Origin of the sequence: Paenibacillus sp. B-A-8 (assembly GCF_048572915.1) — a bacterium.
Taxonomy (GTDB): Bacteria; Bacillota; Bacilli; order Paenibacillales; family Paenibacillaceae; genus Paenibacillus_AQ.
In genome coordinates, this window is the sequence record NZ_CP183882.1 from 5,452,018 (window position 1) to 5,468,856 (window position 16,839).

9 protein-coding genes, 9 tRNA genes and 3 rRNA genes are annotated in these 16,839 nt (G+C 46.2%); all 21 read right to left on the reverse strand.

Annotated elements, in window-relative coordinates; genetic code table 11:
- Positions 1–438: 438 nt before the first annotated feature.
- A tRNA-Lys gene (locus ACN6MV_RS24590) sits at positions 439–511 on the reverse strand.
- A gap of 80 nt (positions 512–591) precedes the next feature.
- Positions 592–670: transfer RNA gene (locus ACN6MV_RS24595), tRNA-Leu, on the reverse strand.
- A gap of 19 nt (positions 671–689) precedes the next feature.
- Positions 690–766 (reverse strand) — tRNA-Arg (locus tag ACN6MV_RS24600).
- Between the two features lie 10 nt (positions 767–776).
- Positions 777–851: transfer RNA gene (locus ACN6MV_RS24605), tRNA-Gly, on the reverse strand.
- Between the two features lie 36 nt (positions 852–887).
- A tRNA-Lys gene (locus ACN6MV_RS24610) sits at positions 888–960 on the reverse strand.
- A 15-nt stretch (positions 961–975) separates the two neighbouring features.
- Positions 976–1,053: transfer RNA gene (locus tag ACN6MV_RS24615), tRNA-Asp, on the reverse strand.
- A 25-nt stretch (positions 1,054–1,078) separates the two neighbouring features.
- Positions 1,079–1,155 (reverse strand) — tRNA-Met (locus ACN6MV_RS24620).
- 44 nt (positions 1,156–1,199) lie between these two features.
- Positions 1,200–1,275, reverse strand: a tRNA-Val gene (locus ACN6MV_RS24625).
- Between the two features lie 88 nt (positions 1,276–1,363).
- Positions 1,364–1,438: transfer RNA gene (locus ACN6MV_RS24630), tRNA-Glu, on the reverse strand.
- A gap of 93 nt (positions 1,439–1,531) precedes the next feature.
- Positions 1,532–2,059, reverse strand: coding sequence for an AAA family ATPase (locus ACN6MV_RS24635; RefSeq protein ID WP_042130542.1), 528 nt, complete (start codon positions 2,057–2,059; stop codon positions 1,532–1,534).
- Positions 2,060–2,264: 205 nt separating this feature from the next.
- Positions 2,265–2,381, reverse strand: a 5S ribosomal RNA gene (gene rrf / locus ACN6MV_RS24640).
- A gap of 214 nt (positions 2,382–2,595) precedes the next feature.
- Positions 2,596–5,524 (reverse strand): 23S ribosomal RNA (locus ACN6MV_RS24645).
- Between the two features lie 212 nt (positions 5,525–5,736).
- A 16S ribosomal RNA gene (locus tag ACN6MV_RS24650) occupies positions 5,737–7,294 on the reverse strand.
- Together the 16S, 23S and 5S rRNA genes form the textbook arrangement of a ribosomal RNA operon.
- 487 nt (positions 7,295–7,781) lie before the next feature.
- Positions 7,782–9,575: a LysM peptidoglycan-binding domain-containing protein gene (locus ACN6MV_RS24655; RefSeq protein WP_419885057.1), complete on the reverse strand. Its 1,794-nt coding sequence runs from the start codon at positions 9,573–9,575 to the stop codon at positions 7,782–7,784.
- 326 nt (positions 9,576–9,901) lie between these two features.
- Entirely contained in the window at positions 9,902–10,783 is an 882-nt protein-coding gene (ilvE, locus tag ACN6MV_RS24660; RefSeq protein ID WP_042130546.1) for a branched-chain-amino-acid transaminase, read from the reverse strand.
- Positions 10,784–10,787: 4 nt separating this feature from the next.
- The gene (gene pheA / locus ACN6MV_RS24665; RefSeq protein ID WP_042130547.1) at positions 10,788–11,675 is read right to left on the reverse strand and encodes a prephenate dehydratase; all 888 of its coding nucleotides are present in this window, start codon (positions 11,673–11,675) and stop codon (positions 10,788–10,790) included.
- On the reverse strand, positions 11,672–12,652 hold the full coding sequence (gene thrB, locus ACN6MV_RS24670; RefSeq protein ID WP_419885058.1) for a homoserine kinase: 981 nt from the start codon (positions 12,650–12,652) through the stop codon (positions 11,672–11,674). Before thrB ends, pheA begins: the two co-directional genes overlap by 4 nt.
- Positions 12,653–12,711: 59 nt before the next feature.
- A complete protein-coding gene (locus ACN6MV_RS24675) occupies positions 12,712–13,998 on the reverse strand; it encodes a homoserine dehydrogenase (RefSeq protein WP_042130551.1) in 1,287 nt (428 codons plus the stop codon).
- A gap of 36 nt (positions 13,999–14,034) precedes the next feature.
- A complete protein-coding gene (locus tag ACN6MV_RS24680) occupies positions 14,035–14,472 on the reverse strand; it encodes an ACT domain-containing protein (protein WP_042130552.1) in 438 nt (145 codons plus the stop codon).
- Positions 14,473–14,630: 158 nt separating this feature from the next.
- Positions 14,631–15,992, reverse strand: coding sequence for a hypothetical protein (locus ACN6MV_RS24685; protein WP_339287786.1), 1,362 nt, complete (start codon positions 15,990–15,992; stop codon positions 14,631–14,633).
- 66 nt (positions 15,993–16,058) lie between these two features.
- Positions 16,059–16,829 carry a DeoR family transcriptional regulator gene (locus ACN6MV_RS24690; RefSeq protein ID WP_042130556.1) on the reverse strand — a complete coding sequence of 257 codons (771 nt, stop codon included), beginning with the start codon at positions 16,827–16,829 and terminating at the stop codon, positions 16,059–16,061.
- Positions 16,830–16,839: the final 10 nt, after the last annotated feature.

Genomic DNA, 16,839 nt, shown 5'->3' on the forward strand with positions numbered 1-16,839 from the left:
CAAACAGAATCAGGGAGGTCCAGCAACCTGTCATGGCTTCTATAACCTCCCTTTTCTTATTGCAATGTCCCCTTCAAAACATAGTCCCTTCGCCGATCCTCTCCGATTCAGATATAAAAAAATCAACCCATCGCAGATGAGTTGATCCATAGCTATATTTTAAACAAAGTTGCTCATAGAAAATCTCAAGCTTAAGCCATTTGCTGTGCCAGTCCTCCCAGTGCACCAAAGACCATGTTCTTCGTCATAGTTGTGCTGTGTTACTGCGCTTCTTTCCAATGGCGTCAGTATAAAAAAAGTTCAGGAATCACCTTAGGTTCAATTCAAAAATCAACATAGCACAAACCATGAATAAGACAATAAAGATGTAATATATTTCAGCAAAGAAAAAGAGTTTATAAAATCGCTTAGTAAGCAATCTTATAAACTCCTTTAGGATGGACTCTCAGGGGCTCGAACCCTGGACAAATAGATTAAGAGTCTACTGCTCTACCAACTGAGCTAAGAGTCCACAATATAATGATTTATCTTATAGAACTTGAAAAGCAAAAGCTCTTAGCATAACGCATAAGAGCTTCGCTTGCTAATTGATACCGGTGAGAGGACTCGAACCTCCACGGTTTCCCTCTCGATTTTGAGTCGAGCGCGTCTGCCATTCCGCCACACCGGCAAATTATTGAGTTAAAAGATGGCGCGCCCTGAGAGATTCGAACTCCCGGCCTTTTGATTCGTAGTCAAACGCTCTATCCAGCTGAGCTAAGGGCGCAAAATTTATATGGAGCGGACGACGGGAATCGAACCCGCGACCCTCGCCTTGGCAAGGCGATGCTCTACCGCTGAGCCACGTCCGCACACGGTATGTATTGATGTCCGACTCACTAAAGAAGTGAGCCATGAAGGACTCGAACCTTCGACACCCTGATTAAAAGTCAGGTGCTCTACCAACTGAGCTAATGGCTCATAAAGCAAGAAAAATGGCGGAACCGACGAGATTCGAACTCGCGATCTCCTGCGTGACAGGCAGGCATGTTAGGCCAACTACACCACGGTTCCAAAAATATAATTGCTTGATGAAAATTGGTTGCGGGGGCAGGATTTGAACCTGCGGCCTTCGGGTTATGAGCCCGACGAGCTACCGGGCTGCTCCACCCCGCGTCATTAAAAAATATTCAACTATCCATTACAATAAGAAAGTTTCATGGTGGAGGCTGAGGGGATCGAACCCCCGACCCTCTGCTTGTAAGGCAGATGCTCTCCCAGCTGAGCTAAGCCTCCATGTAAAGAAGCAACTCAATTATCATAACACAATCTAACCAGTAATGCAACATTTTATTTCAGAAGAACAATAACGTTTTAAAGAAATTGGTGACCCGTATGGGATTCGAACCCATGTTACCTCCGTGAAAGGGAGGTGTCTTAACCCCTTGACCAACGGGCCTTATTGAAAACAAAATGTTTTGACAACAAAAAAGATTATATCATGTATTTCGAAGTATAGCAATACATAAATTAAAATACTTTCACTTCTATTCTAAGCAGGCATTAAAGTAATGCCTAGCTTGAGTGATATAAGCTCCACGACTTCAAGAACAGTCCGGTTATTCGTGTCTAAATGCTCTCGGAATACGTCCTGGTTCAGTCCTGTGATGCATCTGTCGATCTGTTGAACGGCCCATGAGTCCTTCTCCTCACCTCTACTAGTCAATCGCTTAAGCAGCGTCTCTCGTGAGGCACATAAAGTGAAATGATGAACCTCTATTCCTTCATTCATTAGCTTCCCCACAATCTCTATCCAATAATCTGGGTTGACTATAGTCATAGGTACGATAATCGTCCCACTATATTCGCTAACTATGTATTTTAACATGGAATGATTAATTTCACGCCAAAGGTGATAGTCCTGAAAGTCACTTATTGTCATCACATCGGGAATGTTTGCTCTTATGTAATACCCAACATTCTCTGGATCGTATACAAAGGAATTAGGAAGCCTGCGATGTAATTGATATGCAGTTTCTGTCTTCCCCGCACCAAAAGCTCCATTGATCCATATAATCAAGATGATTCTCCCCCATAAATAATCTATATTTTGAGTGGCCAAGACTAGTCTCATTAAGACTCTATTAATCACAATATCATAAGAATCCTTTCATGTAATAATGTATTTAATAGATTTAGTTCTTTTTGTTTTCTTTAAACCCTTACATGCAGGTTCTCTGTATAACAAAAAGACCACTGTCGATTACTCAACAGTGGTCTCGCGTGCTTGGCAACGTCCTACTCTCCCAGGACCCTTCGGTCCAAGTACCATCGGCGCTGGAGGGCTTAACGGTCGTGTTCGGGATGGGTACGCGTGGAACCCCTCCGCTATCGCCACCAAACGGGCATTTGCGGTACAAATGCATTATTCAGGTCTCAGCATCGCCAAATGCTGAAAACAAATTCATCATCATACGGTCACTAGTACCATATGGGTTAGAACTTGATTCCTGAAAACTGAATCCGAATTGAATTTGCGTTCGCCCTTCTTACGGGGCCCCCGGAAAGTACTAGGAATTAGCTTCGCAGCTTCTTCTTCACTTTTTGGGGTATTTTTAGGATAAGCCCTCGACCGATTAGTATTGGTCAGCTCCATGCATTACTGCACTTCCACCTCCAACCTATCTACCTCGTCGTCTTCAAGGGGTCTTACTAATTGGGAAATCTCATCTTGAGGGGGGCTTCACGCTTAGATGCTTTCAGCGCTTATCCCGTCCGTACGTAGCTACCCAGCCATGCTTCTGGCGAAACAACTGGTGCACCAGCGGTACGTCCATCCCGGTCCTCTCGTACTAAGGACAGCTCCTCTCAAATTTCCTGCGCCCACGACAGATAGGGACCGAACTGTCTCACGACGTTCTGAACCCAGCTCGCGTACCGCTTTAATGGGCGAACAGCCCAACCCTTGGGACCTACTTCAGCCCCAGGATGCGATGAGCCGACATCGAGGTGCCAAACCTCCCCGTCGATGTGGACTCTTGGGGGAGATAAGCCTGTTATCCCCAGGGTAGCTTTTATCCGTTGAGCGATGGCCCTTCCATGCGGTACCACCGGATCACTAAGTCCGACTTTCGTCCCTGCTCGACTTGTAGGTCTCGCAGTCAAGCTCCCTTATGCCTTTGCACTCTTCGAATGATTTCCAACCATTCTGAGGGAACCTTGGAACGCCTCCGTTACTCTTTAGGAGGCGACCGCCCCAGTCAAACTGCCCGCCTGACACGGTCCCCGTACCCGGTAAGGGCACTAGGTTAGAACCTAGATACGATCAGGGTGGTATCCCAACGGCGCCTCCACCGAAGCTTGCGCTCCGATTTCTACGGCTCCCACCTATCCTGTACAGATCGTACCCAAATTCAATATCAAGCTGCAGTAAAGCTCCATGGGGTCTTTCCGTCTTGTCGCGGGTAACCTGCATCTTCACAGGTATTAAAATTTCACCGGATCTCTCGTTGAGACAGCGCCCAAGTCGTTACGCCATTCGTGCGGGTCAGAATTTACCTGACAAGGAATTTCGCTACCTTAGGACCGTTATAGTTACGGCCGCCGTTTACTGGGGCTTCGGTTCATAGCTTCGGGTTACCCCTAACCACTCCCCTTAACCTTCCAGCACCGGGCAGGCGTCAGCCCGTATACTTCGCCTTGCGGCTTCGCACAGACCTGTGTTTTTGCTAAACAGTCGCTTGGGCCTTTTCACTGCGGCCCCCTCGTGCTATTCACACTACCGGGGCACCCCTTCTCCCGAAGTTACGGGGTCATTTTGCCGAGTTCCTTAACGAGAGTTCTTCCGCGCGCCTTAGAATTCTCTTCTCGCCTACCTGTGTCGGTTTGCGGTACGGGCACCTTCTCCTGGCTAGAGGCTTTTCTTGGCAGTGTGAGATCATGACCTTCGCTACTACAATTTTCGCTCCCCATTACAGCCCAGCCTTAACGATGTGCGGATTTGCCTACACATCAGCCTCACTGCTTAGACGGACATATCCATCAGTCCGCGTCACTACCCTCCTGCGTCACCCCATCGCTCATAGCGGATTACGGTGGTACAGTAATTTCAAACTGTTGTCCTTCGACTACGCCTTTCGGCCTCGCCTTAGGTCCCGACTTACCCTGAGCGGACGAGCCTTCCTCAGGAAACCTTGGGCTTTCGGCGGATCAGATTCTCACTGATCTTTTCGTTACTCATACCGGCATTCTCACTTGTATGCTGTCCAGCGCTCCTTACGGTACACCTTCAACCCACATACAACGCTCCCCTACCCCAGATACATACGTATCTAGCCATAGCTTCGGTGGTGTGTTTAGCCCCGTTACATTTTCGGCGCAGAGTCACTCGACCAGTGAGCTATTACGCACTCTTTCAATGGTGGCTGCTTCTAAGCCAACATCCTGGTTGTCTGTGCAACTCCACATCCTTTCCCACTTAACACACACTTGGGGACCTTAGCTGATGGTCTGGGCTGTTTCCCTTTTGACAATGGATCTTAGCACTCACTGTCTGACTCCCGGCAATAAGTATATGGCATTCGGAGTTTGACTGAGCTTGGTAATCCTTGCGGACCCCGCACCCAATCAGTGCTCTACCTCCACTACTCTTATACCGAGGCTAGCCCTAAAGCTATTTCGGGGAGAACCAGCTATCTCCGAGTTCGATTGGAATTTCTCCGCTACCCCCACCTCATCCCCGCACTTTTCAACGTGCGTGGGTTCGGGCCTCCAGTGCGTGTTACCGCACCTTCACCCTGGACAGGGGTAGATCACACGGTTTCGGGTCTACGTCCACATACTAATTCGCCCTATTCAGACTCGCTTTCGCTGCGGCTCCGTCTTCTCGACTTAACCTTGCATGTTAAACGTAACTCGCCGGTTCATTCTACAAAAGGCACGCCATCACCCATAGATAGGGCTCTGACTTTTTGTAAGCACACGGTTTCAGGTTCTATTTCACTCCCCTTCCGGGGTGCTTTTCACCTTTCCCTCACGGTACTGTTTCACTATCGGTCGCCAGGTAGTATTTAGCCTTAGCAGATGGTCCTGCTGGATTCATACGGGGTTTCACGTGCCCCGCACTACTCGGGATCCGTCTCGGAGAGAACACAGTTTAGGTTACAGGGCTTTTACCTCTATCGCGGGCCTTTCCAGACCTCTTCACCTACCATATTCCTTTGTAACTCCATGTGAGACGTCCCACAACCCCTAAGAGCAAGCTCTTAGGTTTAGGCTGTTCCGCGTTCGCTCGCCGCTACTGACGGAATCACTATTGTTTTCTCTTCCTCAGGGTACTTAGATGTTTCAGTTCCCCTGGTCTGCCTCTACATACCCTATGTATTCAGGTATGAGTAACTGCGAATTACCACAGCTGGGTTTCCCCATTCGGACACCCCCGGATCAAAGCTTGCTTACAGCTCCCCGAGGCAGTTTCGTTGTTCGCCACGTCCTTCGTCGGCTCCTGGCGCCTAGGCATCCTCCGTGTGCTCTTATTAGCTTAACCTTGATTTTTCTTTCGAAAAATCTCACTAATAACATTTACTTGTTTGAACAAGTTGCTAAAAGATGTTCTAAAACGCAAATTCGTTTCGGTATCCAGTTTTCAAGGATCAAGTCTTACTGAGAGCTTAAACTCTCAAAACTGAGCAACGAGTGAGTTTTGGAAGTTTAACTTCCGATTTGAATGTCTTCATTGCAGAAGACGATTCTCCATAGAAAGGAGGTGATCCAGCCGCACCTTCCGATACGGCTACCTTGTTACGACTTCACCCCAATCATCTACCCCACCTTCGGCGGCTGGCTCCCTTGCGGGTTACCCCACCGACTTCGGGTGTTGTAAACTCTCGTGGTGTGACGGGCGGTGTGTACAAGACCCGGGAACGTATTCACCGCGGCATGCTGATCCGCGATTACTAGCAATTCCGACTTCATGCAGGCGAGTTGCAGCCTGCAATCCGAACTGAGACCGGCTTTGATGGGATTGGCTCCACCTCGCGGCTTCGCTTCCCGTTGTACCGGCCATTGTAGTACGTGTGTAGCCCAGGTCATAAGGGGCATGATGATTTGACGTCATCCCCACCTTCCTCCGGTTTGTCACCGGCAGTCACTCTAGAGTGCCCAACATTACTTGCTGGCAACTAAAGTTAAGGGTTGCGCTCGTTGCGGGACTTAACCCAACATCTCACGACACGAGCTGACGACAACCATGCACCACCTGTCTCCTCTGTCCCGAAGGTCGCCACTATCTCTAGTGGATTCAGAGGGATGTCAAGACCTGGTAAGGTTCTTCGCGTTGCTTCGAATTAAACCACATACTCCACTGCTTGTGCGGGTCCCCGTCAATTCCTTTGAGTTTCAGTCTTGCGACCGTACTCCCCAGGCGGAGTGCTTACTGTGTTAACTTCGGCACCAAGGGTATCGAAACCCCTAACACCTAGCACTCATCGTTTACGGCGTGGACTACCAGGGTATCTAATCCTGTTTGCTCCCCACGCTTTCGCGCCTCAGCGTCAGTTACAGCCCAGAAAGTCGCCTTCGCCACTGGTGTTCCTCCACATATCTACGCATTTCACCGCTACACGTGGAATTCCACTTTCCTCTTCTGTACTCAAGTCACCCAGTTTCCAGTGCGACCTTAGGTTGAGCCCAAGGTTTAAACACCAGACTTAAATGACCGCCTGCGCGCGCTTTACGCCCAATAATTCCGGACAACGCTTGCCCCCTACGTATTACCGCGGCTGCTGGCACGTAGTTAGCCGGGGCTTTCTTCTCAGGTACCGTCACTCCGGTAGCAGTTACTCTACCGGACGTTCTTCCCTGGCAACAGAGCTTTACGATCCGAAAACCTTCATCACTCACGCGGCGTTGCTCCGTCAGACTTTCGTCCATTGCGGAAGATTCCCTACTGCTGCCTCCCGTAGGAGTCTGGGCCGTGTCTCAGTCCCAGTGTGGCCGTTCACCCTCTCAGGTCGGCTACGCATCGTCGCCTTGGTGGGCCGTTACCCCACCAACTAGCTAATGCGCCGCAGGCCCATCCCTCAGTGACAGATTGCTCCGTCTTTCATTCTTTCTTCAGGAAAAAAAAGAAATTATCCGGTATTAGCTACCGTTTCCGGTAGTTATCCCAGTCTAAGGGGCAGGTTGCCTACGTGTTACTCACCCGTCCGCCGCTAAGTCATTTTGAAAGCAAGCTTTCAAAATGACTCCGCTCGACTTGCATGTATTAGGCACGCCGCCAGCGTTCGTCCTGAGCCAGGATCAAACTCTCCAATTAGTATTGAAAAGAGCGATATGCTCATTTTGAAACATCTGACGAGAAAATTAATTCTCACGATGAAATTTCAAAAGCGTAAAGTACGCTGTGAAACTCATCAGTTTTGGATTTCACTTTCGTGATTTCCTACTCACTCGTTGTTCAGTTTTCAAAGATCAAGTTCTCGTTGGCGCCGTTTAATGTCTCAGCAGCAACTCTTATAATATATCATGCTTTCCGATGAATTGCAATACTTTTTTTTCAAAGTCTTGTGTAATCTCATCTGGATTAACATTCACCAATCGAAAGTTTATATCTCCTCTTTGCGACTGGATTTATAATGTAACATATAACCCACTCTAAAAACAACCCCTAAATTTTAAAAATTCAAAAAAATACTTTCGCCTCATTCTTACATCTGCTTCATTTCTTCTCATAAAAAACGTGCAAACTCTGATAATCAGAATCTGCACGTTAAAGAGAGATTGGCTTTTAGTTTAAAACTGTATTAATTAGAAATCCACGGATTTCTGCGTTTCTTAGAACTCTCTGTACGACCACCTGCACTTGAACGCTGAGATTTCACAACCGTTTTGGTCTTCTTGCTGCTATTTTGACTTGAGGTCTTTGCTTTTGCTGCCGTTTCCTTCGTTGCATTCCCCTTACTCTTGAGCGAACTACCAGAGCTAGATTCCTCACTCACTGTTCTAGCAACTTCGGGAGTGTCCTGTACAAACGTTTCAGGATCTTGGATTTCCGGAACCCGATTATGCTGCGAATAATTACCTATACCAGGATACTGCGGATTAGACGGAATACTCGACATTATCGGCCCGCCAAAAGCTCCAAGAGGAGAAGCTGGGACTATTCCCTGATTAGGTGCTCCTGCTCCATAAGCAGAGAATGCATTTGGGTCACCATATGCAGGATAGTTATTATATACGGGCATTTCATATGAATAGGGTTGAACATGCATTCCCCCGCACCCACAAGTAGTTGGCCAAGGAAGGTTCGATGACATCCCATACATCGGGTTCATCCCCGAAACATTAGCCTCCATATTGTTAGGTGCAGCATTTGGATTCCATTGTTCCGGACTCACATTAGACCAAGCATTCGGATTCCATTGTTCCGGACTTACATTAGGCGCAGCATTTGGATTCCATTGCTCCGGACTCATATTAGGCCAAGCATTTGGATTCCATTGCTCCGGACTTACATTAGACGCAGCATTCGGATTCCATTGTTCCGGATTCACGTTAGGAGCAGCATTCGGATTCCATTGTTCCGGACTCACGTTAGGCGCAGCGTTCGGATTCCATTGTTCTGGACTCATATTAGGTGAATACATGTTTTCTGAAAAGTAGTATGGAGACATGCACTCTGGTCCAAATGCCGCTGGCTGAACATAACTTGGTGCCCAGTTCATATTCATATTAGGGTTATTTTGATAAGAATCATAGAGATAAGGATTTCCACCTAGACCTGGATATCCCATACTGTCACAAGAATTCGCCTTTTCCTCTTTGCAAGCCACTGGCTTCATCTCAGCTTTTGACGCCTCATGTTGTGCTACTGGCTCTTGATTTGGTACTGTAATCTGAACAAACAAGCTCTGCATTTCAATTTCTTGCACAGGAGCAACTTCCATTTGCATATTTGGCGCAGGGTTCGGTGCATTAATTGGAGCTATATTTACCGATGGATGTGGTGCTGAATTGGATTCAGGTGCGATTTTTGGCATTGGTTTAGGTGCAGGTTTAGTTTCTGCTTTTGCCTCAGGTTTAGTTTCTGCTTTTGCTTCCGGTTTAGTTTCTGGTTTAACCTCTGGTTTAGTTTCCGGTTTTGGTGCAGGAACCACCTCAGCAACTGGCTGTTCTTTTGGACCCGTATATTCCTTCCCACCAACTTGTGTTTTCTCAGAAGCATTAGAAGGCATGTAGCCTGGCTGTACGGGCGAAGCGTTTGATGTCTTTTTAGGAATGTTAACTATTTCCCCTAACATCAATACATTCGGATTCTTTAGCTGAGGGTTTGCTTCAACCATATCCTTTAAGGGGATTCCCCACGCCTTAGATAATTTCCATAAGGTATCTCCTTGTTTAACTGTATGCTTGTAGTAAACTTCACTGTTATCCGGTACGGATACAGGAGCCGTAGGTATTTTTACTTTTTCACCAAGTGCCAGCACATTCGGATTACTGATCTGTGGATTAGCTTCAATAATTTTTTGTAACGGCACTCCGTACTTTTGCGATAATGCATACAGACTATCGCCTTGTTTGACAATGTGTATTTTCACGTAGCATTAACCTCCTAAAAGTTTTGTGGAGTATTGCTTTCTTACAGCTACACAGCAAAACTGGCTTTGAAAGCAAACACCCTTTGGATAGAACATTGCTCTCTTACAAAGTTATATGCGGTACAGCCGCCTCCTTCGTTACTACATCTTATGCAGCCCATGGGCGAATGACATCCCTGAAATAAAAAAAATCCTTTCATGTATCATGAAAAGATCTACCGTAGACTTCCGGACATCTTCTTCATGTATCATGAAAGGATTATTAATGCCTATTTAACACTTTTTACACGACAAGCATGTAAAAGAGCATATTGTACGAGTAACTGTTATTCCCAAACCTTGTAGCCATCTTTGTCAACAACATTGCGGAATTCTTCAAGAAGCTTCAACGTTATTGGACCTGCATGTCCTTCTCCGATGATGCGTCCGTCAATTTCACGCGCTGCAATAACCTCTGCTGCCGTTCCAGTGAAGAATACCTCGTCGGCGATGTAAACATCATGCATGCTGAATGGTTCTTCTTTCAGTTTAATACCCAATTTCTCGCATAGCTCGATGATAGCCTGACGTGTGATTCCTTCGAGCGCACCCAGATAGCAAGGTGGAGTGGTGACCACGCCATTTTTGATGATGAAAATATTATCGCCAGATCCTTCAGTAACATATCCTTGAGCGTTCATCATAATCGCTTCATCGGCTTCTGCCAGATTGGACTGAATTTTCACTAGGATATTATTGAGATAGTTAAGCGATTTAATCTTCGGATTCAGTGCATCCGGAATATTACGGCGTTGGGATACAGAAACAGCACGAAGCCCATTAATGTACGCTTGCTCTGGGTAAATAGCTAATTGTTCAACGATAATGATTACGCTGGCTTTAGGGCAACGGCGTGGATCAAGACCCAAGTTACCAGGACCACGGGATACGATCAGTCGAATATAGCCGTTACGCATGTCGTTAAGTCGAATCGTTTCAGCCATAGCTTCCAGCATCTCGTCATAAGTGAGCGGAATGTCCAGCATGATCGACTTCGCCGAATCATAAAGTCTGTCCAAATGCTCTTTACATTTAAAAATATTGCCATTGTAAATACGAATACCTTCAAATATGCCGTCTCCATACAAAAAACCGTGATCAAAAACGGATACCTTTGCATTTTCCTTAGTTACGTGTTGTCCATCCAGATAGATCCATTGTTCAGCCATGAATTTACTGCACCTCCGCTTTCTCTTCCTCATAGGTGTATGTGGGATACGAGCCCAGAATCCGTACCTGGCAGCCTAAAGCATTAATCTCTTCAATAGCCCCTGGCAGCAGGACCGATTCTATCGGTTCCAGCACATCAATATAAAAATAATAAGTACCCAGCTTTTTTTTCGTTGGTCGTGATTCAATACGCGATAAATTCAGCTTTCGCCAAGAAAAGGCAGCGAGAACCTGATGCAAAGCACCTGGAAAATCCTCAGGCAGCGTTACTAGGACACTCGTCTTTACACCATTGCTGCTCCGTGGAAGATCTACCTTCTGCGGACCGACAAGGACAAATCTTGTGTAGTTGTTGTTGTGATCTGTAACTTTCCGATCAACAATCTCCAGTCCATGAGTAGCTGCACCAAGCGCAGTACCGATCGCAGCCCAACCCTTTCCAGGATTGTTCTTAACGATTTCAACAGCTTCAGAGGTACTTCCGACCGACTCCAGTTCAGCCCAAGGTGCATGCTTCCGAACAAATTGCATACACTGTGCCATTGCAACAGGATGCGAAAGGATTTTTTTCACTTTAGTGAAATCCTTATTACCGTTCGTATCTCTGAATTCCAGCGGGTGACCGATGAGATTCTGTATCGATGGAAAGATCCATTCCGCCTGCATAGGTAGATCAACTTCATTAATAAGCCAATCAATATGGAGACTAACCGAACCTTCAATAGTATTCTCAATCGGGATAACGCTGTAATCAGTGGCTCCACCATCCGTAGAGAGAAAGACATCGGAAATTAACTTGTGATGCACAATTTTTACAGGCTCACCGTTAAACAAATGCAGCAGCGCTTCGTGAGATACTGAGCCCTGCGGCAATACCGCTATTGATTTCATGACCGTACTTCTCCTTTTATCATATCCAAAAATGATACGTTTTGCATCTCGTTTCTTTTAAGCAGCTCTGATGTAACACCTGAAGTACAAGGCATCAGCCAGCAAGTCTTAGCAGAGATGCCGTGTTCTTGCATCGTATTCTTCAGGAAAGCCTCAAGCTCACTCTTACGAGTCTCACGGCGATCAACTAAACACAGTAGCGTAGGGCCGGCACCGCTAAGTGCGATCCCTAAAGCACCATGTTTAGGTGCTTCTGCGAGCAGCTTCTCCATGCCTGGAATAAGCGCTGCCCGATAAGGTTGATGCAAACGATCCTGCATCGCTCTACTGATCAGGTCAAGCCGACCTGATGCAAACGATGCCGTCATTAAAGAGGTTCTACTGATGTTGTACACAGCATCACTAACTGAGATTTCTGTTGGAAGCACTCCCCGTGCTTTTGTGGTTTCCAGCTCGAATTCAGGAATAACCACGAGAACCTCAAGGTCTTGAGGTGGATCAAGGCGAACGTAATCCGCATGATCACCGTCCCACACTGCGGTAATGATGCCACCAAATAAGGAAGCTCCTACATTGTCAGGATGCTTCTCAAGCTGGGTAGCCATATCAAACAGCTTCGCATCATCGAGCGGAGAGCCGATCATCGTATTAGCTGCGACCATGCCCCCAATGATGGCCGAGGCACTGCTGCCGAGTCCACGCGTAAGCGGAATCTCAGAGTACATCGAAATAGATATTTCAGGCACCGTAACGCCAGCCTCTGCAAATACCATTTGAGCGACCTTATAGAGTAAATTACTCTTATCCCGAGCCACTCCCTTCATCTCGTCACCATATAGATGAAAAACTGTCTCCTCTGCTTCCTCCATCTCAATCCAGGCATACAGCGGCAATGCCATGCCAAGAGTATCGAAGCCCGGACCAAGATTGGCAGTACTAGCAGGTACTTTAACCCTTGCTACTCCATAAGTACTCATAACAGGTGCAATCTCCTTACTCATTGTTTAAATATAGAAAGTATAGTCCATCTACAGTGCTAACCTTCCACACGATAATGACTCTTGATCCGGTGGATGACTTTCAGTTCCTTAAAGTGGCGCAGCACTTTATTCATACTTGCTTTGCTGGCGTTATGGGTAACAATAATAATCTCCGCATCAGGATTATTTGGATTGGCTTGTTGAACTACCGAATCAAGACTCACATCATACTCGGCAAACACCTGAGTAATCTTGGCCAATACACCTGCTTTATCATCAACGTGTAAAAGTAGGAAGTTTTTATAAAAGATATCCTCATCACTCTTAAGCTTCTTCTGCTTATAAGGTACTTTTTGCTTCAATCCATTAACACCCAGCTTGAGGTTCTTAATAATGGCTACCAAGTCAGCTACTATCGAAGTTGCTGTTGGCATTGCACCCGCGCCCGCACCATAGAACATCGTTTCTCCTACCGCTTCACCATAAACATAAACTGCATTGAAGACACCATTTACGGATGCAAGCGGATGACTTGTTCGAATCAAGGTCGGTTGAACACTGATACTAAATTCCTCATCCTGACGTTCAGCGATACCCAGAAGCTTGATTTCATATCCGAGACGCTTCGCAAAAGCAATATCGGCTTTACTCACTTTTGAAATCCCGCTCACACTTACATCATGTAGCTCCACGTTAGTGCGGAAGCCTAAGGTTCCGAGAATCGCCATTTTGCGGGCAGCATCCAGACCTTCAACATCGGAAGTTGGATCGGCCTCTGCATATCCTAGATCCTGCGCTTCTTTTAACACATCATTGTAGGATGCGCCTTCTTGACTCATTTTGGTTAGTATGTAATTAGTTGTTCCATTTACAATTCCAATAATCTTCATGATCTTATCTGAAGAAAAGCCTTCGATAAGCGTCCGAATAATCGGAATGCCACCCGCAACGCTAGCCTCATAAAAGACATCACATTGCTTCTCTTGCGCCTTAGCCAGAATCTCCGAACCGTGCAGCGCCATCAAATCCTTGTTCGCAGTTACGACATGCTTACCGCGGTCCAAAGCTTCAAGAATATATTCCTTTGTTCCATCGACACCACCCATCACTTCAACGATTACATCAATTTCAGGATCACGAATAACATCCCATGGATCTGTTGTTATTTTGGCAGGGTCAACCTCAATATCACGTGGCTTATTGGAATTATTCACCGCTATGCGCTCAATGAGTATTGGAGAGCCTACTTGACTGCTCAAATCCTCTTGATTTCCTTCCACGATACGAACTACACCTGTACCAACTGTTCCCAGACCCAGCAACCCTACTTTAACCGGCTTCATCTGTATCCTCCTAAAAGTTTTACGTATATAACTTCTCTATCCCTGTCCAACGATTAGGGCGCGCTTCACTCCCGGAATATTCTTCAGACTATCAAGCATCTCTCCGAGCTCCTCATTCAAATGTGAGATTTCCACGGAAATCACCACATTCGCTCGTCCTTGTAGCGGAATACTCTGGTGAATCGTCAGCACGTTAGCCCCATGTCCCGCCACAGATCCTAGAACCTTGGAGAGCATCCCAGATTCATGTTCCAAATCCATGGAGATCGTAACAATTCGCTCACGTTCGAGCTGATGGATCAGGTGAATGCCATCCTTGTATTTATAAAAAGCACTTCGGCTTAATCCTACCTGTTCTACACCCTCATGTACGGTCTTCGCATCCCCGGCCTCAAGCAATTGTTTGACCTGCATTGTCTTAAGTACGGCATCAGGTAATATGTCCTCACGGACCAAATAATAGCGTTCTTTCACGAACGTCCTCACCTCAAAGACTTTTGTGTTTTCTTAGTGGACATTATATCGGAAAAGACTTATAAAATGCAATAACTTTATATGTATACTCTGAGGTCGGGGAGTTCGGTGCAGCAAAACCCCCGGATTCCCGGGGGCAGCAGACAATCGTATGTACACTAACTGTATGGAATCGTCGTCCCGCAATAGTCACAGATTTTATCCTGCCCAGGAAGTACTCTACTCTTAGCACCGCAACTCGAACAAACGATGGATTTCGGCAGTTGGACAGGTGGCTTAGGCCTATTCTCCGGTAATGACTGCCGCCCAGATGATGGCTGGTTCTCTGATGCCGCGGAGGGCTGTGCCCGGTCAGGATGCACAAGATTGGGCGGTTGTTTATCTAAGAGCTTAACACGTCCTTCATAATAGACAAGATCAGAAGCAAGTAACCCCCATCTCACCAAATACCGTAGGTCTCTACGTACATCATCTTCACTTTGTTTCGTGATATCAGCTAAATTACCAATATGTCTAACATCATCCACTATGATCAGCATGAGATACTTCTTGCACAGAAAATCAAAGTTTTCTGTTGCGAAGGTAGCCCTCCCTGCAAAGCTGTCCGCCGGAATTATAAAGATCAAGTAGAGGACCACCAGAATGATCAATAAAGTGAACCACTTAAAATCCCCTTTGTAGGTCCCCACGGCGAAGAGGACGGCAAGTTCCATAAAAGCTCCCATACATACATGATAGAGCAATTTGTAGTTAAATGATTTCCGCTCATTCTTATAATGAGTGCTTACAAAACGAAGCATCGCAAGTACAAACCCAAGCGGAGCAAACAAATAGGCAATCGCCATGATGATTCGATCAAACACTGTCCGGTCTCGCTTGTTACGGTAGCGAAGGTTATTCTCAGGAGCACGCACCAGTGCTTGTGCCCGTTTGGAATAAATAAGCTTCGGCGGCAATTTTACAAATGGATTGTCTACACGTCCTTCATAATAAACAATATCTGGAGAAAGTACTCCCTGATCTTTTAAATATTCCAAAACCTCGCGGACGTTCTCTTCACTGAATCCGCGAATATCGGATAGGCTGCCGATATGCCTTATGCCGTCCACAAGAACCAATGCGATATAGTCATTGCAAAGATAGGTGAATCCCTCTCTCCATCCTACGGCCCTAACCGACAATTTGATGGCAGGAATCCTAAACAATGCGTAGATAATCACCAGCCTGATCAAGAGTGCGACATAATCGATTTGACCGAGTAGCTTACTAATAATGAAATAGATCGCCAATTCTACAAAGGCACCCATACACGCATGATAAAACAGGTTAATATTGCTTGCTTTGCGCTGTCTCTTGGAATGTGTAGATAATAACCGAATGGCAGCCAATATAAAGCCAACCGGAGCAAATATATACGCAAACACAATAGTCGTATAATCAAACGCCGTCCGCTCATATTCATGCTTATACACGGGCTTTCCCGATGTCGGCGGCTGTCTGCGTATATCCAATCCACTCATTTTGTCTTTAATCCCCTTATTTATGTAATCCTATATGCGATGCAGCTAATCTGTTGGTTGACGGCATTAACTATACGATATCATTGTTCCACAATAATCACAGCTCTTGGACTGACTAGGCTGAACCGTGTTCTGTGCTCCGCAGCCCGGACAACGAATGGACTTAGGCAGTTGCGGCGAGGACTGAGGTTGAGTATGAACCTGCTGTCCCGAGGCTTGGGCTCCGAAGCCTGATGGCCTTCCAGGATGAACAAGATTAGGTGCTGTCATGGATGGATCTGGCGTCTGGCGCCCCTCCGAAAGGACAATATCAATATCTAGTAATCCTTTATTCTTTAGATACTGGACATCCCTCCGTACATCACTTTCGCTTATACCTATCCGTTCTGCTATACTGCCGACATATCGGATATTTTTATTTTGAATCAGCTCTATATAAGAAGTGTTAAGTTTAGAAAGTGTATATTTAGCTTTTGCTGTCACACTCGCAAGAATAAAAGCCGGAATCAAAAATATGACTGCAAGGAAAATCTGGATCGTTAATAATTCGGAAGTTCCAGTGTTTCCACTCATGGTATCCACAAACATTGCAATAGAGAGCTCAACAAATCCTCCGATAAATACATGCATGAGCAGATTTAGATTGGTGGGCCTCCGGTAATTTTTATAATGGGTCAGCATCAACCGTAACAATGCAAGGACGAGTCCAATGGGCATGAATAAATAAGCTGCCGCTAGAATGACATAATCAAACCCAGTCCGATCTAATTTAATCAGAGGAACCGCTGCACTCCCCGCTGGGTTCGGTGACGGCTCTTGTATGTTCAATCTGTTCATGTAGTTATTT

Bases quoted from the DNA above. Each gene is read 5' to 3' on its own strand.
- thrB (WP_419885058.1), bottom strand. From the start codon at position 12,652: ATGAGTACTTATGGAGTAGCAAGGGTTAAAGTACCTGCTAGTACTGCC.
- ACN6MV_RS24685 (WP_339287786.1), bottom strand. From the start codon at position 15,992: ATGAGTGGATTGGATATACGCAGACAGCCGCCGACATCGGGAAAGCCC.
- ACN6MV_RS24690 (WP_042130556.1), bottom strand. From the start codon at position 16,829: ATGAACAGATTGAACATACAAGAGCCGTCACCGAACCCAGCGGGGAGT.
- ilvE (WP_042130546.1), bottom strand. From the start codon at position 10,783: ATGGCTGAACAATGGATCTATCTGGATGGACAACACGTAACTAAGGAA.
- pheA (WP_042130547.1), bottom strand. From the start codon at position 11,675: ATGAAATCAATAGCGGTATTGCCGCAGGGCTCAGTATCTCACGAAGCG.
- ACN6MV_RS24675 (WP_042130551.1), bottom strand. From the start codon at position 13,998: ATGAAGCCGGTTAAAGTAGGGTTGCTGGGTCTGGGAACAGTTGGTACA.